Origin of the sequence: Gimesia panareensis (assembly GCF_007748155.1) — a bacterium.
GTDB classification, from domain to species: domain Bacteria; phylum Planctomycetota; class Planctomycetia; order Planctomycetales; family Planctomycetaceae; genus Gimesia; species Gimesia panareensis.
Genome location: NZ_CP037421.1, coordinates 2485640 through 2508754 on the forward strand (window position 1 = coordinate 2485640; position 23115 = coordinate 2508754).

Here is a 23115-nt window from a genome sequence, read left to right on the forward strand (position 1 = left end):
CACCTGCGACTTTGACTTTCCACCCCTATCCGCCTGCCACTATTAGACTTACTCACTTTCCGTGGTCTCTCTGAATCTTTCAGAATCTTTTGAGAAACTGAAAATAAATCCGCTGACTCGTGCATCGTAGTTACTAAAAGCCGTGGTTTTGTTATGTAAACGGGAGTAGAAATTGGCCACCGGTAACGATGGCAAGCTCGCCCCCGAGATCGTCCATCAGCTGTTTGAGACACACGCAGGCGAATTGCGCGCTTTTTTGACGGGAATGCTCCGCGACCACGATCTGGCAGACGAGGCTTTCCAGCTCACCTTTTCCAAGGCACTCCAGTCCGGAGGTCAGTCCCGGGAAGAGACCCGTAAGGGCTGGCTGTTTCGTGTCGCCTACCATGAAGCGATGGCATTGATTCGTCGCAATAAAATCCACCGGAAATCGTTAAACGATCTCTGCCAGATGACCAGCGGGTCTCTGAACGAGTCACCAGATCAACGGCTTCTGGATCAGGAACATCAGGAACAGATCCGACAGGCCCTCGCAAGTCTGCCGGAAAACCAGCGGGTGGTTGTAATCGCCCGCATTTATGAAAACAGGACCTTCAAAGAGATCTCCGAAGAGCTGGAGATCCCCCTGGGAACCGTCCTGACAAGAATGAGGCTCGCAATAAAAACACTGTCCCGGCAACTCGATCCTCCCTCACATGAGTCCTGAGATCCTGTTGCACGCCACTGTTTAAGATGACCGTCATGAAGAATTCACCTGACAACATAAACAAAGATGATGCCAGCGACCTGGAATGGCTGGCGTTTCAATACGTCTCTAACGAGCTCTCCGAAACGGAAAGCCAGGAGTTCGAAACGCTACTGGCCGAGCAGCAGTCTGCCCGTGATGCGCTGGTCTCCGCCACACAGCTCGTCGCCGGCCTAAAGTCAATTGAACCACAGCCCGCCCTACAGACCACCGCCGAAACCTCGCGGACCGTCTCAAGCTCACGCCTGGCATTCTGGGGTTTGTTGACCAGTGCTGCCGCGATTCTGCTGCTGGTTCCCACGCTGTTCAAAACCTCCGGCACTACCGACAGTCCAGCCGTTCCTGTTGCTCAGGCAGAGCCTTCTCCTGAAGACGTCGAACACCTGCTGGATCTCTGGTCCGATTCCTCAACGGAAAATAGCGTTGCTGTTTCCCTCAATACCGGTTCAGAGGCCCTTGAGTTCAGCGATCAGCAGAACGTGCTCGCCGACAACCAGTCCCTGGAAGTCCCGGACTGGCTTTACACGGCAGTTTCACTTCCGGAAGAAAGCGTCAACTGATCATGCGAAGTACCGTTTTCTCATCCTGCCGATATAGCGTGCTGATCTGGGGAAGTCTGTTCTGCCTCTCCCTGATCACCGGTGGTGCGCTGTCTGCAGAAGATCCTCAGGCCTCTGAAACAGTACCCGTTTCGAAAGAGACGAAGAAGAAATCCGACACGGCCCCGAAAGCGGATACGGCAAAGAAAGAGTCGAAAAACAACAATGCACTTTCGCCCAAGCGTGAAAAAGCGGCGTTGGATTTTGCCCGTTCGCATCACCCGGAATTAGCCGAGCTCATCGAGCGACTCAAAAAACATCGCCCTCGCGAATACCGTCGTGCGGTACGCGACCTGGATACAACGCTGACCCGTCTGGAACGTTTCAAAAACCGGGACAGCGATCGCTATCGCCTGACACTGGAACGCTGGGAAGTCGATTCACGTATCCGTCTGCTGGCCGCCCGGGTCTCTATCAAAGGGAGTGCTGAAGATCAGGCGGAACTCAAATCCCTGCTCAAACAGCGCGTCGACCTGCAACTGGAACTGTTGCAAACCGAAAAGAAATCCGCAGAAAAACGTCTGCAGAAACTCGAGAAATCCATCTCCGAAATGGAACAGAACCGGGATCGCCTCGTCGATGCCGAACTGAAGCGGATTAATCGAAGCGTCAAGAAACCAAAGTCCAAAACAACAAACAAAAAGTAACCGGATTACCTTTTGACAGACACATTTGTCTTCCTTATTGCAAGGTGTGGTATGAAATCGCTCAAAATGAAAAGTGGTATTTACTCTCTCACAGCCGGCACACTGGCTCTGGTCCTGTGTTCCCTGTCCGCTGTGGCAGCTGACAAAGATCAGGTCAAACAACCCGTCAACCAGCGGTATTCTGACGAAGCAACTCAGGAAGTGCCGCAGTTTCAACAGCACGTGGTACCCCTGCTGGGAAAGCTGGGCTGTAATGGCCGAGCCTGTCACGGTTCCTTCCAGGGAAAAGGAGATTTCCGTCTCTCGCTGTTCGGTTATGACTTTGTCATGGACCACAAAGAGTTGACCGATGCCGAAGCGGATCGGGTGAACCTCAAAGAGCCGGGCAAGAGCCTGATCATCCAGAAACCTCTGAACGAAATTGAGCACGAAGGCGGCAAGCGATTTGAACCGGGCAGTTGGCAGCATCGTCTGTTGACCCGCTGGATTGCCGGCGGTGCACAGGGCGTTCCCAAGGGGGCTCCCAAATTCGATCGGCTGGAAGTCACTCCAAACGCGATACAATTCAAAAAAGAAGGGGAGACCGTACAACTGAAAGCGGTTGCCGTCTGGTCTGACGGAACACGCGAAGACGTCAGCCCGATCTGCCGTTTCCAGACGAATAATGAGCAGATCGCGACCATCAATGAAGAAGGCCTGGTCACCGCTAACAAACCAGGCGATACCCACGTGGTGGTCTTCTACGATGCCGGCGTGATTCCCGTCCCGGTCCTGCAGCCGGTTTCCGATCAGTATGGAGATCGCTACCCGCAGGTCGCCGCTGCGACGAAAGTCGACAAGCTGGTGGTCAACAAGCTGCAGAAACTGGGGATGGTCCCCGCGGGCCTCTGCGACGATGCCGAATTTCTGCGTCGCGTCAGTCTGGACCTCTCTGGTACTCTGCCCGCACCACATGAAGTGGAAGCGTTTCTGAATAACAAGTCGCCTAATAAACGGTCTGAGAAAATCAATGAACTGCTGGAAACCCCCGGCTATGCCGCCTGGTGGACGACCAAGCTCTGTGACTTCACTCAAAACAACTACGACGACCTGATCAACGTCGCCCCCGTCCGGGAACGCCCCAGCCAGGAATGGTATGACTGGATTAAAAAACGCGTGGTCGACAACGCCGGCTATGACGACATCGTCGAAGGCATCCTGCTGGCGACCAGCCGTGAAAAAGGGGAAGACTTCGATCAGTTCACAAAAAACATGAACGCAATTTACCAGGAAAAACCGGGCCAGGACTTCGCTGAACGGGAGCACATGCCGTACTACTGGGCCCGCCGGAATTTCCGTAATCCTGACGATCGCGTTCTGGGATTTGCTTACACCTTCCTGGGAATCCGGATTCAGTGTGCCCAGTGCCACAAACATCCGTTTGACCAGTGGACCCAGAATGACTTCAAAGAATTCCGCGGCTTCTTTACCCGCGTCAACTTTGGTGTCAATCCCCAGTCCAAAAATGAATATACGGCGATGGTCGATAAGCTGGGTGCCGATAAACTGCGCGGCAATCAGTTACTGCGGGAGCTGAACAAACAGGTCAAGAAAGGGGAGAACGTTCCCTTCATGGAAGTCTATGTTCCCAAGGCCCGTCCGGTAAACAAAAACAATAACAATAAGAAGAACAAAAAGCAGCGTCGTGGTGGACGCAACCAGAGTCCGCCGACCGCCAAGCTCCTCGGAGCCGAAGTCGTCGAGATCAGCGAAATGGATGATCCCCGCGCCGCGTTGATGGAATGGTTACGTCGGGAAGACAACCCGTTTTTCGCGAAAGCCTTCGTCAATCGCGTCTGGGCTGCTTACTTCAACCGGGGCATTATTGAACCAGCCGATGATCTGAACCTGGCCAACCCGCCCAGTAATGCCCCGCTTCTGGACTACCTGTCACGTGAATTCGTGAAACATGATTACGACATGAAATGGCTGCACCGGGAAATCACCAACAGTGACACCTACCAGCGCAGCTGGAAAACGAACAAGACCAATGAACTGGATGAAGTCAATTTCAGCCACTACATTCCTCACCGGATGCCGGCTGAAGTGCTGTACGATGCCATCCACCAGGCAACCGCCTCAGACGATGCCATCGACAGTATGAAAAACAGCAACAGCGATCGTGCGATTGCGATTGCTGCCTCGGGAGTCCGCAACCGGGCACTCCGCGACCAGCAGTATGCCCTGACGATCTTTGGTCGTTCGACACGCGAAAGCAATTGCGACTGTGACCGCTCGGTCGATCCCAGCCTGCTGCAGACCATGTACATCAAAAACGATAACGATGTGTACTCTGCCATCAACCGTTCCAACAGCAGCTGGCTGTTCCAGGTCGGACAGCAACTGGGAGCCGTGCAACAGCCGAACGCTCAGAAGGAACGGATGAACGAACGGGCCGATCAGCTCAAAGAGCAGGCAAAACAGTTAAAGCAGCGCGTGGCTCAGCTCAAAAAGCAGGAAGATAAGAAGAAGCAGCTGAAACAGGCCCAGAAGCGTCTGCAAACTCTGACTGCGGAAATGAAAAAGCTGCGTCAGAACTCCGGTCGGATAAAGAATGCTCCGGCCCGGGTACAGACCTACGAAGAATCGATCTCTCCGGAGAAAACCGAAGAGATCATCACCCGGACCTATCTGCGCAGCCTGAGCCGGTATCCTACCGAACAGGAAACGGAATCTGCGAAAAAGTACATTGAAGAATCGAAAGATAAAATGGCCGGTGTGTACGACCTGATCTGGGCCGTGCTGAACACCAAAGAATTCATGCTGAACCACTAAACCGACTCAGCAGACACAGTCAAATAAAAACAATTACAACCACCCATAGCCTGGACACAGTGATTCAGGCATTTCACTCTGAAAGGAACTCTAATGGCCGTTTCTAGAACATGCGATGGAGTTAAACGCCGCGACTTTCTGAAAATCGGAACCCTCGGTTTTACCGGGCTGACTCTCTCCTCCTACCTGCGGATGGTGGAAGCCGGCGACGCCAAACCGAAAAACGCCACTTCCGCGATCTTTATCGAGCTCTCCGGCGGTCCGTCTCACATGGACACCTTCGACCTCAAACCGGAATCATCCAGTGAATACCGGGGCGAATTCAAACAGATCAACACGAATGTGAATGGCATTCAGATTTGTGAGCATCTGCCCAAGCTCGCCGCCTGCATGGATAAGTTCGCACTGTTGCGTGGCGTTTCACACTCCGTGGCAGCCCACGCCCTGGGTCGTGAATACGTCAACACCGGCAGCCGTCCGCTGCCGTCACTGGAATACCCGGGCTACGGTGCGGTCTTCACCAAGGAATGTCCGGGACCGGCAAACCTGCCGCCTTACGTTTCGATTCCGAATTCGACTCAGAAGCCGGGCTTTCTGGGTGTGAAATATGCTCCGCTGAATACAGGAGCCACACCGCGTCCCGGTCAGCCGTTCAACGTCCGCGGCATTTCGCTGCGTTCGGGCCTGACCGTCGAAAACATTGAACGCCGCGAATCGCTGCTGAAAGATATCGACCAGACTTTCAACAGCCTGGAAAAGAATTCGCAGTTGATCGAAGGCCTCGATCGCTTCGGACAGCAGGCACATGCCATTATCACTTCGAAGCGGGCACGCGATGCGTTTGACATCTCGAAAGAATCACCGGCGTTCGCCAAACAGTTCGGAGAATCCAGTTTCGGGCAGAGCTGCCTGCTGGCTTCTCGCCTGGTAGAATCAGGCGTGCGGTTCGTGACCGTCTCCATGGGAGGCTGGGACACACACCGTAACAACTGGGACAGCCTGGAAAACCGCCTGCTGCCACCGTTCGACGAAGGGCTCTCCGCCCTGTTCAATGGCCTGGCAGAGAAGGGGCTGCTCGAATCCACGGCCGTCTACGTGACCGGGGAATTCGGACGGACTCCGAAAATCAACACGCAGCGTGGCGGGCGGGATCACTATCCCCGTTGTATGTTCATGCTGATGGCAGGCGGTAAGGTCAAGGGAGGTCAGGTCATCGGCAAGAGTGTCGCCAACGGTACCGAACCAGCTGACGCAGGTCGCTCTCCCGACGATGTTGCCGCTTCCTTCTACCACAACCTGGGCATCGACTTTACACGGGAATACCACACGAACACCGGTCGTCCGATCACAATCGTACGCGATGGTTCTGTGATCAACGAGCTGTTCAGCTGAATCTGAGCAATGGCTTTTACCGCCAGAAGCAATGGTGTTCTCTGGCATTTTATATGATTTCCTGAGGGGGAATACGAATGTTGAAAGTATCGAAAGCGCTTCTGACCTTTGCTCTGATTCTGGCCTGCGTCGCGACTGTGGATGCCGCTGACAAGGGTGCGAAAAAGAAAAAAGGCAACAAAAAACAGGCTGCTGTTCGGATCCAGGCCCTGAACCTGCCTGCCTCCATCGAACTGAATGCAGAACAGAAAGAAAAAATTGCCGCGCTGAAAAAAGAATACACGCCGCAGTTTGCAGCTCTGCAGAAGAAAAACCGCGAAATTCTGACTCCCGATCAGCTCAAAGCCCGCCGGGAAGCCATGAAAGCAGCGAAAGATGCCGGCAAAAAAGGGAAAGAACTGCGTGCCGCTGTTGATGAAGCCCTCAAGCTGTCTGACGATCAGCAGAAACAGATGAAAGAAGTCGCTGGCGAAACCCGTAAACTGAACGGGGAAGTCCGCGGCAAACTGGAATCTGTGCTGACCTCCGATCAGCTCGCCAAGATCAAAAAACCTGCTAAAGGTGGTAAAAAGAAGAACAAGAAGAAAAACTCCTGATTCTTCTAATTCTTTCGCGTTACATTCGTGCTGAATGAACAGGCTTGCCTGTCACTGATTGCTCCCCCGATTCCAGAAACTGGGTCGGGGGATTTTTCTTTTATCTTTGCCTGGTATTTCCCCGATATCAGTGAAAGTGGGTCGGTCTGACCGGAGAAAAAGAGTTGTTTTCGGTCCTAAATCATGATATAAACATAAGTTGATTGCATTCATTTTGTCTGGAGATCGACAGATCCATCTCTCTGTTTCAGAGATGAGGAGTACTGGCAATGCGGCGGCACACGCGACATTCCTGTTTCATGCGACTGGCTTCGATAGTGGCATTAGCACTCTCAAGCCTGCAGGTGCTTTCTGCCGCTGATGAAGCGCCGCTCAAGGAACACGAAACGGAATTTTTCGAGTCCAAAATCCGTCCGGTACTGATCAAGCACTGTTATGAATGTCACGCTGCGGACGCCAAGTCGATTCGCGGCGGTCTGCTGCTGGACACCCGCGCCGGAACCTTACAGGGAGGCGACTCCGGTCCGTCAGTGGTTCCCGGAAAACCGGCGGAAAGTCTGCTGCTGGAATCGTTGCGTTACGAGAGTTACGAAATGCCCCCTGCCGGCAAGCTGCCCGATGAGGTCATTCAGGATTTCGAAACCTGGATCAAAATGGGTGCTCCCGATCCGCGTAAAGGCAAACACAAGGTTGTCAGCCAGCAGATTGACATTGAAGCAGGCCGGGAGTTCTGGTCCTTCCAGCCGGTGAAACAGCAAACTCCCCCGCAGGTCATAGACCAGGGCTGGAACCAGAGTGCCATCGACCGCTTCATCCGGGCCAGACAGAAATCGCTCACACCAGCGGACCTCGCCGATCGTACCACGCTGGTACGTCGACTGTATTACGATTTAACCGGTCTGCCGCCAACACCAGCGCAGATCGATCAATATCTGAACGACACCAGCAACGAAGCGACCGCCCGCCTGGTCGATCAACTGCTGGCGTCTCCGCATTTTGGTGAGCGCTGGGGCCGCTACTGGCTGGATGTGGCACGTTACTCCCAGTCGACCGGAGGCGGACGTTCTCTGCTCTACAATTCCGCGTGGCGTTATCGCAACTATGTCATCGATGCCTTCAATCAGGACAAACCGTTTCATCAGTTCATTAAAGAACAGATCGCGGGCGACCTGCTGGACACCGACGATTACCGGGAGCGGCAGGATCAACTGATCGCGACCGCCTTTCTGCTGCTGGGCCCCACCAATTATGAACAGCAAGACAAAGAACAGCTGCGGATGGACGTGATCGACGAACAGATCCAGACGATTGGCCGGGCATTCCTGGGCATGACACTCGGCTGTGCCCGCTGTCACGATCACAAATTCGATCCGATTCCCGCGACTGATTATTACGCCCTGGCCGGAATCCTGCGGAGTACAAAGGTGCTCACACCCGGTAATGTCTCCGGCTGGACCAAACGTCCTCTGCCCCTCCCGGGACAGCAGGAGCAGGCGCGAATCGAATACGAGCAGGCCCTGGCGCAACTGACGGCAGACCAGAAGGCAAAACAGAAAGAACTGAAACAGTTGAAAGCGGAGTTGAATACGATCACGCTGGATGACTCCGCAGCGACACTGGTCGGAGACTGGAAGCAGTCCACCTTCTACAAAGACTTTATCGGCAAAGGGTACATCCACGATCAACAGCAGGCCAAGGGACAAAAGCTGGTCAAGTTCACGCCGCGAAAGCTCAAATCGGGGCGCTATGATGTGCAACTGGCATACAACTCGGCCGAATCCCGCGCCTCGCGCGTACCGGTGACGATTAAAACGGCGACCGGTGAAAAGACCGTCTATGTCAACCAGCGGGTCCAGCCTACCGACGGCACATTCGCTTCGCTGGGCAAGTTTGACTTCCAGGGGACTGAGGAAGAAGAGATCGTGGTCTCGAATGCGGGCACCGACGGTTATGTAATTGTCGATGCGATCCGTTTCGTTTCGATCCCGGTCAAGACCTCTGACGGCAAAGCGGAACAGGACGTCAATCCCGAATACCTGCAGACCTTAAGCAAGATCAAAGCGACCCAGCAGAAAATCAAGTCCCTGCGGGAAGAGATCGCGGAACGCAAACAGAACGCCCCTCCCGAAGTGCCGGAGGTCATGTCGGTTTATGAAGCCGAAGAACCCGGCGACTATCACCTGTTGATTCGCGGTAACGTCCACCAACTGGGCAAAAAAGTTCCGCGGGGCTTTATTACCGTGACCCAGACAGAAACTACACCGCCGATCCCCGCTGACGCCAGCGGTCGCCTGCAACTGGCAGAGTGGGTCGCCAGTCCCGAGAACCCGCTGACCGCCCGCGTGTACGCCAATCGGATCTGGCAGCATCTGTTCGGCTCCGGTCTGGTACGGACGGTCGACAACTTGGGAGTCCGCGGCGAAACACCTTCCCATCCCGAACTGCTGGACTATCTGGCACAACGTCTGATCGAGCATGGCTGGTCTACTAAAGCCCTGATTCGTGAGATTGTTCTTTCGAGGACGTACCAGCTTTCCAGCCATTCGACGGCTGAGCAGCGTGCTGCTGATCCGGACAACCGTCTGCTCACCCATCAGAATCATCGTCGACTGGATGCCGAAGCGATCCGGGATACGATCCTGTTTGTCAGTGGCGATCTCGATCTGGAGCAACACGAGCAGACCGTGCGGCCGGGAACGAAATCGGAATATGGCTACGAATTCAAAAACAATTACCGCAGCGTCTATATACCTGTCTTCCGCAATCGTCTGCACGAGCTGCTGGCGGTATTCGACTTCCCCGATCCGAACCTGTCCGTAGGACGTCGCAATACCAGCACGCTCTCCACTCAGGCACTGTACCTGATGAACAACCCGTTCGTGATGCAGCAGGCAGAACAAATCGCGAAACGACTCAACAATGAATATCCCACTGATCAGTCTGCCCGTATTGACGCATTGTTCCGGATCATGCTGGGACGCCTGCCTCACCAATCCGAAAAAGCGAATGCAGAGCGTTTTCTGAATCAGGCGAATACAGCAGGTGCTTCAGACCAGCTGGAGGCCTGGACCGCATTCTGCCAGACCATGATTGCCTGCATCGACTTTCGCTATCTTCAATAACGAACCTGGAGTGTCTCCATGTTAGAATATGATTCCTCAGTCACCCGCCGTCACCTGCTGCGAACCTCAGCCTGCGGCTTTGGTGCGCTGGCCTTGAACGGGCTGCTCTCACAGGCAAAGGGGAACACCCCCAGCCCCATCAAGCGGAATCCGCTGGCCCCCCGACAGCCGATGTTTCCGGCCCGCGCCAAACGGATCATCTTTATTTTCATGCAGGGCGGCCCCAGCCAGGTCGACACCTTCGATTATAAGCCGCTGCTGGAACAGAAGAATGGCGAGAAAATGGAGTTCAAGAACTCCCGCAGCATCGCCAAAACGGGGACCTATGGCCAGGAACAGATCATGCAGTCCCCCTGGAAGTTTCGCCAGTACGGGGAAACCGGGCACTGGGTGTCTGACCTGTTCCCGGAAATCGGACGGCACGTGGATGACCTCTGTTTCGTTCACAGTATGCATACCAATGGAGTCGCCCACGGCCCCAGCACACTGTTTCTGCACACCGGAACGACGAACCTGATCATGCCCTCCATCGGCTCCTGGATCACGTACGGACTGGGAACCGAAAACGAAAACATTCCGGGCTTCATCACGATTTCTCCTTCGTACGGCAATGGGGGCCCACGGAATTACTCGAACGCGTTTCTGCCCTCCCATTACCAGGGAACCGCGCTGGGCAGAGCAGGGCAGCCGGCCAGTGAGGCCCGCTTCAACAATATCACCAATGGTCAACTGCCCCTGAGAAAACAGCGACAACAGCTGGCATTGCTGCAGTCGCTGAACCGGGGTCAGCTGCAGTCTTATCGCGAGGACGATGAACTGGCAGCCGTAGTGAATTCTTTCGAACTCGCGTTCCGCATGCAGCAGCATGCCCCGGGGCTGACCGATCTGTCTCAGGAGTCGCCTGCAACGTTGAAAATGTACGGAATTGGCGAGGAAGCGACCGATGACTTTGGTCGCCAGTGTCTGCTGGCCCGACGGATGGCCGAAGCGGGGACCCGTTACATTCAGGTCAACTATTCCGACAATGCAAATACCCCCCGCTGGGATCAGCACAGTAAAATTCAGAAGCACGAAACCCACGCCCGGGCGACCGATAAACCTGTCGCCGGCCTGATTGAGGACATGAAGCAGCGGGGGCTGCTCGAAGACACCCTGATCTGGTGGGGAGGTGAATTCGGCCGTAATCCCTTCAAACAGGGAGCCGATGGTCGCGATCATAATCCGAAAGGGTTCACACATTTCCTGTGTGGCGGGGGAGTCAAACCCGGTCTCTCCTATGGTGCGACCGATGAATTTGGACATGAAGCAGTTGAGAATAAAGTGCATATGCACGACATGCATGCGACGCTGCTGCACCTGCTGGGAATCGATCATGAAAAACTGACTTACCGCCACGCCGGTCGTGACTTCCGTCTGACCGATGTCGAAGGACGGGTCGTCCGCGATCTGTTCGCCTGATTTCTAAACGTGGCATGGTCCACTGACATTTCAACCACCTGCTCCAAACGAAAACAGGTTCGCAAATGACCCCCCATTTGCGAACCTGCATTTAAAGCTAGATTAATGTATTGGGTTTGAACCCGATACACGACCTCCTTTCATCACTTATCTCGTGCTGATGTAATCACTGTTTTCTGTTTTAGAAAGTGAGTGTCAGCGTCGCGGTGGTGCGGCTGTCCATCAGGTCTTTACGATTGGTGATGGGGAATTCCCAGACACCTGCGAAAGACAGGCACTCGTTAATCTTGTAATCAGCCCCGAATGCCATCGAGATGAAATCGTTTCCGGCGACATTAGTCGCGCCCAGGTTGATCCAGTCGCCCCCTTCGAAGTTGACCGGCAGAGCACCGCCACTTTTTGTGTAGACGATCCCGTTCATTTCTGCCAGGGCAGACAGTTTTTCGGTCAGCGGATGATCGTAGTGCAGGCTGTACCAGAAGGAGGTCGAATTGTCAAAGTCGTCAGCAGGCAGGTGAAAACCGGCGTTGGCGATGAAATGACCGCCGTTGGCCAGTTCTTTACCACCGGTCAGGTAGGGATTCCAGATCCCCTGTCCATTTCCCTGAAAGACACTTGTAGTGCCGTTATGAGCTTCGTAAATGATCCCGGTTGAAAGCAGGAACTGATTATCCACATCCCGAATCAGCACATACTTGATACCGAGGGCGATATCAGCCCAGCCGTGTGAATTGCCGAGGCCACGGGTCTGCAGGGTATTGAAACCATCTTTCACGGCGATAATCGAGAGACGTTCGTTCAAGGCAATGCCGAGCTGTAATGCGTAGACCTGCAGGTCGCCGGCCCCCAGCACGGGCGTCTGTGAATCAATCATCTGATTGACGAACACACCACGCACGTAAGTCAGGGAACGCGGGTCGATCGACCAGACCGGGTTACTGACGGGCATCACCCAGTGTTTAAAGCAGGGATCACTGGGAAATTTGTTCAACAGCGGAATCCGATCGCACAGAGTGCAGCTCTGGCAGGTATCGCACTGGCAGTATTGACCACAATTGCATGTCGACTGACACGTTTGACAGTTGGCCGCTTCAGGAGCTGCTTCATAGGCAGTAAAAACAGTATCGGGAGTTGTTCCGACCTCATTTTCGGTTCCCGTTAACTGCAGTTCAGACGGTTCTGTCGTTGCGCTGACCAGTTCGATATCGGACGAATCAAAGACCGTATATTCGTCTGCCTGCGCTGAGACTGCCAGCATATTGAAAACCAGTGCCGCCCCGGCACTGCACACCAGCTTGATATTCATTTCTCTTCCTTTGATTCCATGATTATCGTTTATGAGAAAAAACGAATTTGTCGAATGTGATTCTTCCTTTTCATGAGACTTCGACACAAAATCCGACAATTATGTCTGTTAATTTATTTCGCCATTCATAGAATTCGCGCGTGAGGTCGAAAAAAGGTCTGGAAGGATTTTCATAGAAAAGTAAAATCGGAAATCGTCAAGGTTTCACATTTTCCGGTTAATGTGGTCTGCCGGGGTTCGCCATGAGGTATTCACCTCAAATCACCAAAGTCACATTACTGTATTAAAGCACAGGCTGGTCTGATTCGGGGTAAATTCTTTTTTGTGCCCTCGAATCGGATATCCTGACCTGATTGAAATTAATTCGTATTGTTTTGCTAGCGTTCGCAAGGTTTTCAGGAGCAGAGGAGCAACCGTGTCGGCTGAAACGACTTTAGAAAACACCGCTCAACAGAGTAATCTGGAAAAATTCATTTACGACGACCAGATTGCCCGCATGTTCGCCCTGGCCACCCTGGTGTGGGGAGTGGTCGCCTTTCTGGTGGGGATTATCATCGCTACGGAGCTGGCGTTCCCCTCCGTGAATCTGGGGCTGGATCTCATCACCTTCGGCCGATTGAGGCCACTGCACACCAACGCCGCCATCTTCGCCTTTGCCGGAAATGCGATCTTCACCGCCGTCTATTATTCGACGCAGCGTTTGTGCCGCGCCCGGATGTGGAGCGACCTGCTCTCACGGCTGCACTTCTGGGGCTGGCAGCTGATTATTCTGTCGGCAGCCCTCACCTTACCCCTGGGAATCACACAGAGTAAAGAATACGCCGAGTTGGAATGGCCCATCGACATCGCGATTGCGGTGGTCTGGGTCGGCTTCTTCGGCGTCAACTTCTTCATGACTCTGGCCCGTCGCCGCGAACGGCACATGTATGTCGCGCTCTGGTTTTATATCGCAACGATCGTGACCGTCGCGTTGCTGCATGTATTCAATAACCTTGTTGTTCCGATCGGCCTGTTCAAGAGCTACTCGGTCTACGCCGGGGTGCAGGATGCCTTCATGCAATGGTGGTACGGGCACAACGCGGTCGCTTTCTTCCTCACGACTCCGTTTCTGGGGTTGATGTACTACTTCCTCCCCAAAGCGGCGAACCGACCGATCTTTTCCTACAAGCTCAGTATTCTGCACTTCTGGTCGCTGGTCTTTATTTATATCTGGGCCGGGCCACATCACCTGCATTACACGGCACTGCCTCAATGGGCATCAACGCTGGGGATGCTGTTCTCGATCATGCTCTGGATGCCTTCCTGGGGCGGGATGATCAACGGCCTGTTGACCCTGCGCGGGGCGTGGCAGAAGGTGACTTCCGATCCGGTACTGAAATTCTTCGTGGTCGGCATCACCTTCTACGGGATGTCTACCTTTGAGGGTCCGGTGCTGTCCATCAAGTCCGTCAACGCCCTGTCGCATTACACCGACTGGACCATTGCCCATGTCCACGCGGGCGCCCTGGGCTGGAACGGCTTCATGACGTTCGGCATGCTCTACTGGCTGCTGCCACGATTGTTCCAGACCGAACTTTACAGCACACGTCTGGCCAACCTGCACTTCTGGCTGGGAACCGTGGGCATTCTGCTGTATATCTTCCCGATCTATGTCGCCGGCCTGACGCAGGGCCTGATGTGGCGGGCGATTACCGATACCGGCCAGCTGGCTTATCCCAACTTTGTGGAAACGGTCCGCGTGCTGATTCCGCTGTACTTCATTCGGGCCGTTGGCGGAGTGGTTTATCTGTCCGGAGCTCTGCTGCTGGGCTACAACTTCCTGCAGACCTGGAAAACCCGTCCTGCGAAGTATGAAGAAGTCGAACATTTCGCCGCACCGCTGGAAAAGCAGTACGAAGACGATCCGGCTCCCGAATCCCGCCTGACCGGGGTACTGGAGGTCGCCAAAAAACTGGATGTCTTCGAACAACTGGCCTGGCATCGCCGCTGGGAACGACTGCCGCGGCTGATGACCATCTGGGTGATTATCGCTGTGGTCGCCGCCTCGCTGTTTGAAATCATTCCGACGTTTTTGATCCGGTCTAACGTGCCTACCATCGCGACGGTCACCCCTTATACGCCTCTGGAACTGGCGGGACGTGACATTTATGTGGCGGAAGGCTGTTATAACTGTCATTCGCAGATGATCCGCCCCATGCTGGCAGAGACCAAACGCTACGGGGAATATTCCAAGCCGGGCGAATTCGTGTATGACCATCCTTTCCAGTGGGGATCGCGACGAATCGGCCCCGACCTGGCACGCGAAGGGGGTAAGCAGTCCAACCTCTGGCACGTGAGACATTTCCGCAACCCGGAACTGATGACCCAGGGTTCGATCATGCCTCCTTATCCCTGGCTGGAGACACGGAAACTGAATTTCAAAACGATTCCGGACCGCGTCTGGGCCGCTTCCTACCTGGGGGCACCTTACGATGAAGCCGCTCTAACTGATTCGATCGCACTGGCGAAGAAACAGGCGAAAGCGATCGCGGATGATATTCACCGTCAGGATGGTCCTGCAGGACTGGAAGACAAGCAGGTCGTCGCGTTGATCGCCTACCTGCAACGTCTGGGGACTGACCTGTTCAAAACCCCCAAAGCTGAGAAACCATCCGCTGAACCCAATTCTGCAAAAACGGGCAATAAAACGGCCCACGCAGAAGCAGCAGAAACGAGGTAACCATCATGATCAAAGAAGTCATGCGCCTGTTGAATTATGATTTCTGCGCTGAAATCGCACTCGTTCTGTTTCTGTTCGCATTCGGCCTGGTCGCGATCAGGACGACTTTGACCAGCAAAGCAGAGATCAAACATCAATCAGAAATTCCGCTTTCGGACGACTAATATAGATTCGGAGACAATGATGTCTGAGAAAGACCAGTTAACTACTCATAACTACGACGGAATTCAGGAATACGACAACCCGATGCCGGGCTGGTGGGTCATGCTGTTCTGGGGATGCATCTTTTTTGCCTTTCCCTACTGGCTCTACTATGAGTCGGGCGTGCCCGGTCGGTCGATCTACGACCAGTACAAAGAGGCCGTGGCAGATAACCTACGTTTGCAGTTTTCAGAAATCGGTGAACTCAAGCTGGATTCAGCTACAATCTATAAATACAAGGACGACCCCAAGTGGCTCAAGGTGGGCGAAAGTGTGTTCCAGATGAACTGTGTCAGTTGCCATGGACTGAACGCAGAAGGGAAGGTCGGACCGAACCTGACTGACGATTACTGGATTCACGTCAAAGAGATCGGCGATATCGCCAAGGTAGTCGAAAAGGGAGCGAACGGCCAGGCAATGCCCGCCTGGGGAAACCGCCTGCATCCCAACGAAATCGCGCTGGTCGCGGCTTATGTTGCCAGCTTGAGAGGTTCCCTGCCTGAGGGGACCGGGAAACCACCTGGACCCAAAGCAAAAAAAATCCCCCCCTGGCATGCGCCCGCGGCTGAAGAGGGGAAATCGGAGTCTGACGCTGAGAAAAAATCTGACAACGCCGAACAGCAGAAGTCGGATGACAAGTCTCAGGCTGACTCTTGAGCGCTGCAAATTGAATGTGATATGGTGAAAACTGATGAGTGACCAAGTCCTGGAACCCGAAGAACACGTTTTATCCACGCTGGAAAAAGACGGTTCACGTCGCTGGATGTATCCCCGTCTGTTTAAAGGCAGATTCTGGAACCGTCGGCGGATCGTTGGTTATTTCCTGATCGTGCTGTTTATTGTTCTACCCCATCTGCAGATCAATTCACGGCCGGCGATCTTTCTGAATATTACCAGGCGCGAATTTACCATCTTCGGTTTTACGTTTTTACCCACCGACACGCTGCTGCTCGCATTTTTTATGATCTCGGTCTTCCTGACGATCTTTCTGCTGACAGCGATGTTCGGCCGGGTGTGGTGCGGCTGGGCCTGTCCCCAGACGATCTACCTGGAATTTGTCTATCGTCCCATCGAACGACTGTTTTGCGGTACCACCGGCCATGGCGGTAAGCCACGCAAGCCGGTCCCCCTGATTCGCCGGGTGATGATGTACGGCGCTTATCTGATCATCTCCATGGTCCTGGCACATACCTTCCTGGCCTATTTCGTAAGCGTGAGCGAACTGCAGCACTGGGTGCGGCAGTCCCCGTTTACGCATCCGACCGGTTTCCTGGTAATGACCGCGACCGTGGTGTTGATGATGTTCAACTTCTCCTTTTTCCGCGAGCAGCTCTGCACGATCGCCTGTCCTTATGGACGCTTTCAGTCCGTGCTGCTGGACCGCCGGTCGCTGATTGTGAGCTACGATCCGCAGCGCGGCGAACCCCGGGGCAAGATCAGTAAAACGGATCCGACTCCCAAAGGGGACTGCATCGACTGTGGTCAGTGCGTGCAGGCCTGTCCCACCGGGATCGACATTCGCGATGGTCTGCAGATGGAATGCCTGCACTGCACGCAGTGTATGGATGCCTGTGATGAAATCATGGAGAAAGTCGATCGTCCGCTGGGCCTCATCCGTTATTCCTGCCAGGATGAGATCGATGGCAAACCGACAAAAAAACTGCGGCCCCGCGTCGTGATTTATCCCTTGTTGCTGTTACTTTCGGTTTCTGCCTTTACGATCACACTCATCAGCAAGAAATCGTTCGATATCACGATCCTGCGGAATTACGGCAATCCCTATATTGTTACCAGACAGGATCAGGTCGAGAATAACCTGCAGCTCAAGCTGGTCAACCGCACTGACCAGCCGGATGAATATACGATCCAGGTACTGGACGCCCCGGATGTGAAAATGGAATTGATCGGTTCGCCCGAGTTGAACGCCCGCCAGACCAAAACCATCCCGCTGCTGATTTCGGCACCACGGGAATCATTCGTGGCCGGTCTACGGGAGGTTGACCTGTTGATCCAGTCGAAAAACCAGGCAGATGAAAGGAGGGTCACATGTCAGATTCTCGGCCCCTAGATACGGAAATAGACGAGTCCGCAGAGACCCTGGCCCGCTGGAAGTGGGGAGGCGTCATCCTGGGCTTCCTCGGTTTGCAAATCCTGCTCTCAGGCGTGGCCGTCTTCCTGGCGACCAGCGATCCCTCGAATGTGATCGTGGAAGGCTATTACGAACAGGCACTCTCCTGGGATCAGCAGCGCGCACGTCAGGCTGCCAGTGATGCTTTAGGCTGGACGTCGAGCATCGACCTGGGCAAACCACAGGGAATGCTGGGAGAACGTCTATTGACGATCCGGCTGGTCGACCCTGCCGGTCAGCCGGTCACCGGCTGTCACCTGGCTGGGGAAATCTTTCACCATGCCCGGGGAGGCGACGTTTTTAAACTGCATTTCCAGGAACAGGATCCCGGCAACTATACCGCGGTCGCGCCGCTCCGGCGTTCGGGATTGTGGGAGCTCTCACTGAAAACGGACAGAGACGCGCAACACTTCCAGGAAACCAGACAGTTCAAGCTGAAAGATTCCGGAGAATTCCAGACCGTTGCCACTTCGCCCGCCAACAGAGCAGGGGGCCATTCACTTTAACTGAATTGCGATACACAGCATGTTAGACCTGCAGACAACGATTCCACTCCTTGCGACGATATTCGTAGCCAGCATTGCCGGCAGCGGACATTGTGTCGGTATGTGTGGACCGTTGATGCTGCTGGCGACGAATCGCTCTGCGGAATCCGGATCCAAATCGTCCCTCTTCTATGAAAGCTGTTATCACGGTGGACGGCTGCTAGGCTATGCACTGCTCGGACTGCTCGCGGGCAGCCTGGGCTGGCTGATGGAATCGGGAGGCCAGCTGGCCGGTCTGCAGCAGGCGGCTGCGATCATCACCGGTGCCGGTATGATCCTGTTTGGCCTGTTTTCGCTGGTCACGATCTACCGCACGGGCAGCATTCCCCATTTTGGTACCGCCCGGGTAGGCAAGGTCTTTTCCCGGTTCGTCAAAAAAGTACATCAACTGCCGCGGGGACTCCGGCCATTGAGTATCGGGCTGATGACGGCCGGCCTGCCCTGTGGCTGGCTCTATGCCTTTCTACTGCTGGCGGTCAGCGCGCGAACACCTTTGCTCGGCGGCCTGACGATGGTCGCCTTCTGGCTGGGCACGATTCCAGCACTCTCGCTGGCAGGGTTGGCCAGCCGCTGGTTCCCACGCAAATGGAACACGCTGGGCAACACGCTGATTGCCGGGCTGCTAATTATCAGTGGGATTTTCACAGTGAGTATCCGGGCCCAGGCTGATATGGGAGAGCTCCGCAAAGAGCTGCAGGCGCCCTCACAGACAGAACAACTGCAGCAGCTGAGCCAGCAGCCGCTGCCCTGTTGTCGTACAGGAGAGTCCGATTAACAGTTCCGGTTCCCAACCTGAGCGCACTCCTGTGATCGATCCGATCGACGGGGACAATGCCACCTGCCCGGAAGGGAAAGGGACCTGCATTCACTGCAATCTGCCGGTTCCGGAATCGCGGCAAAACAGTTCCGGGCCGGAGTTCTGCTGTGCGGGCTGCGAAGTTGCCTACGCCATTCTGCAGGATATGGATCCCCGCCTGCTGGAAGAGATTGCCGATGCGAAGACGGCAGCCCCCTCCGAACTGACTTACGAGGAGATGGATCACCCCCGTTTCCTGGAACTGTATGCCCATCGGCTGGATTCGGGCCTGTATCGGATTCGGCTGCACCTGGAAGGCATCCACTGTGCTTCCTGCGTGTTTGTGATTGAGAAGCTTCCCGAATTTCTGCCGGGAGTGATCAATGCCCGGGTGAATCTGGCGACAGCAACGCTGGACTGTTTCTGGAATCCGGATGCGGTCGCCCTTTCAGAGATCGCCCGCACGCTGGATCGGCTCGGCTATCGTCCTCATCCCGCGCAACCCAACGAAACCGAACGCCTGTATCGGCTGGAAAACCGCAAACATCTGATCCGCCTGGGTATCGCGGGCGCCTGTGCCGGGAATGTGATGCTGATCGCTTTCGCGTTGTACGCCGGCATGTTTACCGGCATGTCCGCCGAGCATTTGAATCTGTTTCGCTGGACGAGTGCCGGCCTGGCACTCGTGTCGATCTTCTGGCCGGGACAGATCTTCTTTAAAGGCGCCCTGTCAGCGATCCGTACCCGCGTGCCGCATATTGATCTGCCGGTCGCGCTGGGAATCACGATCGGCGGAATTGCGGGACTGGTCAACTCGATCCGGGGCAGTGGGGAGATCTATTTCGATTCGCTGACCGTGTTGATCTTTCTGTTGCTGGTGGGTCGCTATATCCAGTTTCGCCAGCAGCACCATGCGTTGAGTCAGCTCTCACTTTTAAAGAACATCACCCCCCGTCACGCGCGACTGGTCACCGGCTCGGAAGTACTGACGGTGCCGATCGAAGTCCTGCAGCCGGAAGACGAGGTCGAAGTCCGCGCCGGCGATGTGATTCCCGCGGACGGCGTAATCCTGACTGGCGACTCGTCGGTCGATGAATCGATCCTCACCGGCGAATCACGGCCCCGCAGAGTGCTGACCGGCGGTGAAGTGACCGCGGGCACGCTCAATCTGACGTCACCGCTACGGATGCAGGTGCAGTCCGTGGGCGAACAGACGCGGATCGGTCGCCTGATGAACCTGGTCGAACTCGGCGTCAGCTCGAAACTGCCGCTGATCGAACTGGCCAATCGCATCGCGGGCGTGTTTGTGATTACCGTGATCCTGCTGTCGCTACTCTGCCTGGGGATCTGGTGGTCGAGCGGGATGAACGTCGCTGTCGCGAATGCGATTTCCCTGCTGATTGTGACGTGCCCGTGTGCGCTGGGACTGGCGACTCCGCTGGCTCTGGCGGTCGCCCAGGGGAAAGCGGCGAAACGGTCGATCCTGATCAATTCGGGAGACGCCATCGAAAAGCTGGCCCGCCCCGGCTTTTTATGGCTGGATAAAACGGGCACATTGACGACGGGCAAAATGCAGGTGCAGGTCTGGGAGGGGGACCGGAGCCGATTCCGCGAAATCAACGCCCTGGAACAGCAGGTCGTCCATCCGATCGCCAGTGCTATTACCGGCTATATCGCGCAGCAGTCCGATGACGTAACGACCGATGTGCCGACTCCTGAAGACGTGGATGTCCAACCGGGGCAGGGGATCCGGGGAACGGTCAACGGACAGCAGTTCCTGATCGGGACTGAGTCCCTGCTGATTGAAAATGGCTGCCTGATTACTGAGAAATTCCAGCAGTCGATAGAAAATTGTCGTGAACAGGGGCTGACGACGGTCTTGGTGGCGGTCGATGGGGAACTCGTCGCGGTCTGCGGTATTGGTGACAGTCTGCGGCCCGATACACGGGCCACACTGGAGCATTTAAAGTCCGCCGGCTGGTCGATTGGTATTCTTTCGGGCGATCATCCGGAAATCGTCCATCCGATCGCGGAGCAGTTGGCCATTGATCCTGAATATGTTCATGCCGGGGTGCTGCCGGAAGAGAAACTGCAGATCATTCAAAATGCAACACCAGAGGGGCTGACTGTGATGGTCGGCGACGGCGTGAATGACAGTGCGGCCCTGGCGGCGGCTTCGGTCGGAATTGCCGTGCATGGGGGTGCGGAAGCCAGCCTGCAGGTGGCCGACGTCTATCTGAATCGCCCCGGCTTGAGTCCGCTGCGGGAATTGATTGACGGCGCCCGGATGACCAATCACGTGATCGTGCGTAACCTGCTGATCTCACTGGCTTATAACCTGTTGGCCGCCAGCCTGGCGCTGGGGGGACTGATCAATCCGCTGATTGCAGCGATCCTGATGCCGATCAGCTCGCTGACGGTACTGATTCTCTCGTTCGTGAACCACTCTTTTCGGGAGACACGGCCATGAGCGTGCTGTATATCGCCTTGCCGGTCGCGATTCTGCTCGCGCTGGCAGCGGTCATCGCGTTCGTCTGGACGGTCTCCCGGGGACAGTACGACGATCTGGACACGCCGGCCTTACGCATGCTGGAAGATGACGATCGGCGACGCCCGAGGAAGACGCCCCCTTCGCGGGAAGAGGCTTCACTTCGAGAAAAAGCGGATCAGCCAGACGATGCCGGTCAGCAGTAAGCTGAGCAGGATACAGGTCGTCAGGGGAAAGTAAAAGCGGAAGTTTTCGCGTTCGATAGCGATATCCCCGGGCAGCTTTCCCACCCAGGGAATCGAGGGTCCCACCAGCCAGAACAGCCCGATTCCGGCTATCAACAGGCCTGCTCCAATCATAATCCACGCTGGCTGATTCGTCATCGTCTTTTGTACCGCACTCGATTCCAGTAGAAAGTTCAGCGCTCATTCTAACAGATCTGACGCTGTCACAGGAAGGGGCGACCTGACACTCCGTCTTAATCTCAGAAACCACCTGCAAAACAGGGTAACTCCTCGAAATGTGACTGGTACGATTTAAGAGAGCAAGTCATAATAGCAGCGGCCCGGATGAGAGAAGGCATCTTCGAGATTCCGCCAGACTTCAGTTCATATCATCACTTTTGAAGGATCGACCATGTCATTTCCGGAAGTCCCCCGGCTGTCATTAGACGGGCTGGATGAGTTGCTTGAACACTACCAGATCCGCTGCGTACTCCTTTACAACCGGAACCCGGAACTGCAGGAAAAGTTCAACTCTTCGAACACCCCCGACTTCTACCGCTATGCCGACACGGAAGGCGTGTTGTATTTTCGTGAACTCCAGGAAACCGCGATTCCATTTCCCGCTTCGAAAGAAATGCTGACCGTCAGCGGCGAAACGGATCTCCGCATCTTTCTGGACGTCGGTCATCAATGCTATGATGCGATCAGAAAACATATCCCCGAGGAAAAAGATCTGCGAATTCTGGACTTCGGCGTCGGCTGTGCGCGGACGATGCGGCACTTCTACCGCACGTTTCAGAATTACGACCTGTATGGCTGTGATGTCGATGAGGCGGCCATCGGTTACATTCAGAACAGCGTCCCCTTTATCAAGGCAACCGCGACCGGTAATAATCCGCCGCTGCCTTATGAATCGGATTACTTCGACTTTATTTATTCGATCTCGGTGCTCACCCACCTGAATGCCCGGGCCCTGGATGAATGGGTTCAGGAATTAGCCCGCATCACCCGTCCCGAGGGACTGGTTGTGCCGACGATTCATGGTTCGACCGCCTTTGAAGAGGTCCTGAACAACACCAAACGCCGTGCCGTGCTGGGAATCAAAGAAGACGAATTCGAAGCCGGCCTGACCAGCTTTCGCGAGACGGGCTTCTGCTGGATGAGCCAGGCTGCAGGTTCCGAGAACATCGACACCGATCAATACGGCATCTGCTTCATCGACGACGAGAACCTGGAACAGCTGTTCGGCCCCACCTTCAAAGTACTCAGCCACACCAAAGGCGAGATCGAAGGCTGGCAGGACGTTGTGGTGCTGCAGAAGGTTTGAGGGCAGGG

Annotated in this window: 19 protein-coding genes; 17 read left to right on the forward strand and 2 right to left on the reverse strand. The window is 55.0% G+C overall.

The window, feature by feature from the left end; all coding sequences use genetic code 11:
• Positions 1–172: 172 nt before the first annotated feature.
• The 8 genes from Enr10x_RS09155 (at position 173) to Enr10x_RS09190 (ending at position 11373) form a co-directional block, all read left to right on the forward strand.
• A complete protein-coding gene (locus Enr10x_RS09155; protein WP_145108900.1) occupies positions 173–706 on the forward strand; it encodes an RNA polymerase sigma factor in 534 nt (177 codons plus the stop codon).
• A gap of 35 nt (positions 707–741) precedes the next feature.
• Complete coding sequence (locus Enr10x_RS09160; RefSeq protein WP_145108897.1) at positions 742–1305, forward strand: hypothetical protein; 564 nt, start codon at positions 742–744, stop codon at positions 1303–1305.
• A 2-nt stretch (positions 1306–1307) separates the two neighbouring features.
• Positions 1308–1991: a hypothetical protein gene (locus tag Enr10x_RS09165; RefSeq protein ID WP_145108894.1), complete on the forward strand. Its 684-nt coding sequence runs from the start codon at positions 1308–1310 to the stop codon at positions 1989–1991.
• 51 nt (positions 1992–2042) lie between these two features.
• A complete protein-coding gene (locus Enr10x_RS09170; protein ID WP_232093276.1) occupies positions 2043–4805 on the forward strand; it encodes a DUF1549 domain-containing protein in 2763 nt (920 codons plus the stop codon).
• A gap of 93 nt (positions 4806–4898) precedes the next feature.
• The gene (locus tag Enr10x_RS09175; protein WP_145108891.1) at positions 4899–6197 is read left to right on the forward strand and encodes a DUF1501 domain-containing protein; all 1299 of its coding nucleotides are present in this window, start codon (positions 4899–4901) and stop codon (positions 6195–6197) included.
• Positions 6198–6274: 77 nt separating this feature from the next.
• The gene (locus tag Enr10x_RS09180; protein WP_145108887.1) at positions 6275–6793 is read left to right on the forward strand and encodes a hypothetical protein; all 519 of its coding nucleotides are present in this window, start codon (positions 6275–6277) and stop codon (positions 6791–6793) included.
• 269 nt (positions 6794–7062) lie between these two features.
• Positions 7063–9915, forward strand: coding sequence for a DUF1553 domain-containing protein (locus Enr10x_RS09185; RefSeq protein ID WP_145108884.1), 2853 nt, complete (start codon positions 7063–7065; stop codon positions 9913–9915).
• A gap of 18 nt (positions 9916–9933) precedes the next feature.
• On the forward strand, positions 9934–11373 hold the full coding sequence (locus tag Enr10x_RS09190) for a DUF1501 domain-containing protein (protein ID WP_145108881.1): 1440 nt from the start codon (positions 9934–9936) through the stop codon (positions 11371–11373).
• A 181-nt stretch (positions 11374–11554) separates the two neighbouring features.
• On the opposite strand, the gene Enr10x_RS09195 is transcribed toward Enr10x_RS09190, so the two are convergent.
• A complete protein-coding gene (locus tag Enr10x_RS09195; RefSeq protein ID WP_145448835.1) occupies positions 11555–12679 on the reverse strand; it encodes a hypothetical protein in 1125 nt (374 codons plus the stop codon).
• Positions 12680–13094: 415 nt separating this feature from the next.
• Here Enr10x_RS09195 and ccoN point away from each other — a divergent pair, with 415 nt between their 5' ends.
• Genes ccoN through ccoS form a run of 8 tightly spaced genes read left to right on the forward strand, consistent with a single transcriptional unit; the run spans position 13095 to position 21762 of the window.
• The gene (ccoN, locus tag Enr10x_RS09200; RefSeq protein ID WP_232093277.1) at positions 13095–15398 is read left to right on the forward strand and encodes a cytochrome-c oxidase, cbb3-type subunit I; all 2304 of its coding nucleotides are present in this window, start codon (positions 13095–13097) and stop codon (positions 15396–15398) included.
• A 5-nt stretch (positions 15399–15403) separates the two neighbouring features.
• Positions 15404–15562 (forward strand): hypothetical protein, encoded by a 159-nt coding sequence (locus Enr10x_RS29895; RefSeq protein WP_197994937.1) that lies wholly within the window; start codon positions 15404–15406, stop codon positions 15560–15562.
• Between the two features lie 16 nt (positions 15563–15578).
• Positions 15579–16256 carry a cbb3-type cytochrome c oxidase N-terminal domain-containing protein gene (locus Enr10x_RS09205; RefSeq protein ID WP_145448836.1) on the forward strand — a complete coding sequence of 226 codons (678 nt, stop codon included), beginning with the start codon at positions 15579–15581 and terminating at the stop codon, positions 16254–16256.
• A 34-nt stretch (positions 16257–16290) separates the two neighbouring features.
• Entirely contained in the window at positions 16291–17667 is a 1377-nt protein-coding gene (gene ccoG / locus Enr10x_RS09210) for a cytochrome c oxidase accessory protein CcoG (RefSeq protein ID WP_145448837.1), read from the forward strand.
• A complete protein-coding gene (locus Enr10x_RS09215) occupies positions 17646–18233 on the forward strand; it encodes a FixH family protein (protein WP_145448838.1) in 588 nt (195 codons plus the stop codon). The genes ccoG and Enr10x_RS09215 overlap by 22 nt, the downstream gene beginning before the upstream one ends.
• Before the next feature lie 19 nt (positions 18234–18252).
• Positions 18253–19047, forward strand: coding sequence for a sulfite exporter TauE/SafE family protein (locus tag Enr10x_RS09220; protein WP_145448839.1), 795 nt, complete (start codon positions 18253–18255; stop codon positions 19045–19047).
• 31 nt (positions 19048–19078) lie between these two features.
• Positions 19079–21538 carry a heavy metal translocating P-type ATPase gene (locus tag Enr10x_RS09225; RefSeq protein ID WP_145448840.1) on the forward strand — a complete coding sequence of 820 codons (2460 nt, stop codon included), beginning with the start codon at positions 19079–19081 and terminating at the stop codon, positions 21536–21538.
• Positions 21535–21762 carry a cbb3-type cytochrome oxidase assembly protein CcoS gene (gene ccoS, locus Enr10x_RS09230; protein WP_145448841.1) on the forward strand — a complete coding sequence of 76 codons (228 nt, stop codon included), beginning with the start codon at positions 21535–21537 and terminating at the stop codon, positions 21760–21762. Before Enr10x_RS09225 ends, ccoS begins: the two co-directional genes overlap by 4 nt.
• Here the strand turns inward: ccoS and Enr10x_RS09235 are convergent.
• Complete coding sequence (locus tag Enr10x_RS09235) at positions 21715–21939, reverse strand: DUF2905 domain-containing protein (RefSeq protein WP_197994938.1); 225 nt, start codon at positions 21937–21939, stop codon at positions 21715–21717. The two genes, ccoS and Enr10x_RS09235, sit on opposite strands and share 48 nt — an antisense overlap.
• Positions 21940–22192: 253 nt before the next feature.
• On the opposite strand from Enr10x_RS09235, the gene Enr10x_RS09240 reads away from it, so the two are divergent.
• A complete protein-coding gene (locus tag Enr10x_RS09240) occupies positions 22193–23107 on the forward strand; it encodes a class I SAM-dependent methyltransferase (protein WP_145448842.1) in 915 nt (304 codons plus the stop codon).
• Positions 23108–23115 lie beyond the last annotated feature (8 nt).

Coding starts and splice junctions, on each gene's coding strand:
- Enr10x_RS09195 (WP_145448835.1), bottom strand. CDS start 12,679: ATGAATATCAAGCTGGTGTGCAGTGCCGGGGCGGCACTGGTTTTCAAT.
- ccoS (WP_145448841.1), top strand. CDS start 21,535: ATGAGCGTGCTGTATATCGCCTTGCCGGTCGCGATTCTGCTCGCGCTG.
- Enr10x_RS09215 (WP_145448838.1), top strand. CDS start 17,646: ATGTCAGATTCTCGGCCCCTAGATACGGAAATAGACGAGTCCGCAGAG.
- Enr10x_RS09180 (WP_145108887.1), top strand. CDS start 6,275: ATGTTGAAAGTATCGAAAGCGCTTCTGACCTTTGCTCTGATTCTGGCC.
- Enr10x_RS09220 (WP_145448839.1), top strand. CDS start 18,253: ATGTTAGACCTGCAGACAACGATTCCACTCCTTGCGACGATATTCGTA.
- Enr10x_RS09170 (WP_232093276.1), top strand. CDS start 2,043: ATGAAATCGCTCAAAATGAAAAGTGGTATTTACTCTCTCACAGCCGGC.
- Enr10x_RS09175 (WP_145108891.1), top strand. CDS start 4,899: ATGGCCGTTTCTAGAACATGCGATGGAGTTAAACGCCGCGACTTTCTG.
- Enr10x_RS09205 (WP_145448836.1), top strand. CDS start 15,579: ATGATGTCTGAGAAAGACCAGTTAACTACTCATAACTACGACGGAATT.
- Enr10x_RS09240 (WP_145448842.1), top strand. CDS start 22,193: ATGTCATTTCCGGAAGTCCCCCGGCTGTCATTAGACGGGCTGGATGAG.
- Enr10x_RS29895 (WP_197994937.1), top strand. CDS start 15,404: ATGATCAAAGAAGTCATGCGCCTGTTGAATTATGATTTCTGCGCTGAA.
- Enr10x_RS09185 (WP_145108884.1), top strand. CDS start 7,063: ATGCGGCGGCACACGCGACATTCCTGTTTCATGCGACTGGCTTCGATA.
- Enr10x_RS09235 (WP_197994938.1), bottom strand. CDS start 21,939: ATGACGAATCAGCCAGCGTGGATTATGATTGGAGCAGGCCTGTTGATA.
- Enr10x_RS09190 (WP_145108881.1), top strand. CDS start 9,934: ATGTTAGAATATGATTCCTCAGTCACCCGCCGTCACCTGCTGCGAACC.
- ccoG (WP_145448837.1), top strand. CDS start 16,291: ATGAGTGACCAAGTCCTGGAACCCGAAGAACACGTTTTATCCACGCTG.
- Enr10x_RS09165 (WP_145108894.1), top strand. CDS start 1,308: ATGCGAAGTACCGTTTTCTCATCCTGCCGATATAGCGTGCTGATCTGG.
- Enr10x_RS09160 (WP_145108897.1), top strand. CDS start 742: ATGAAGAATTCACCTGACAACATAAACAAAGATGATGCCAGCGACCTG.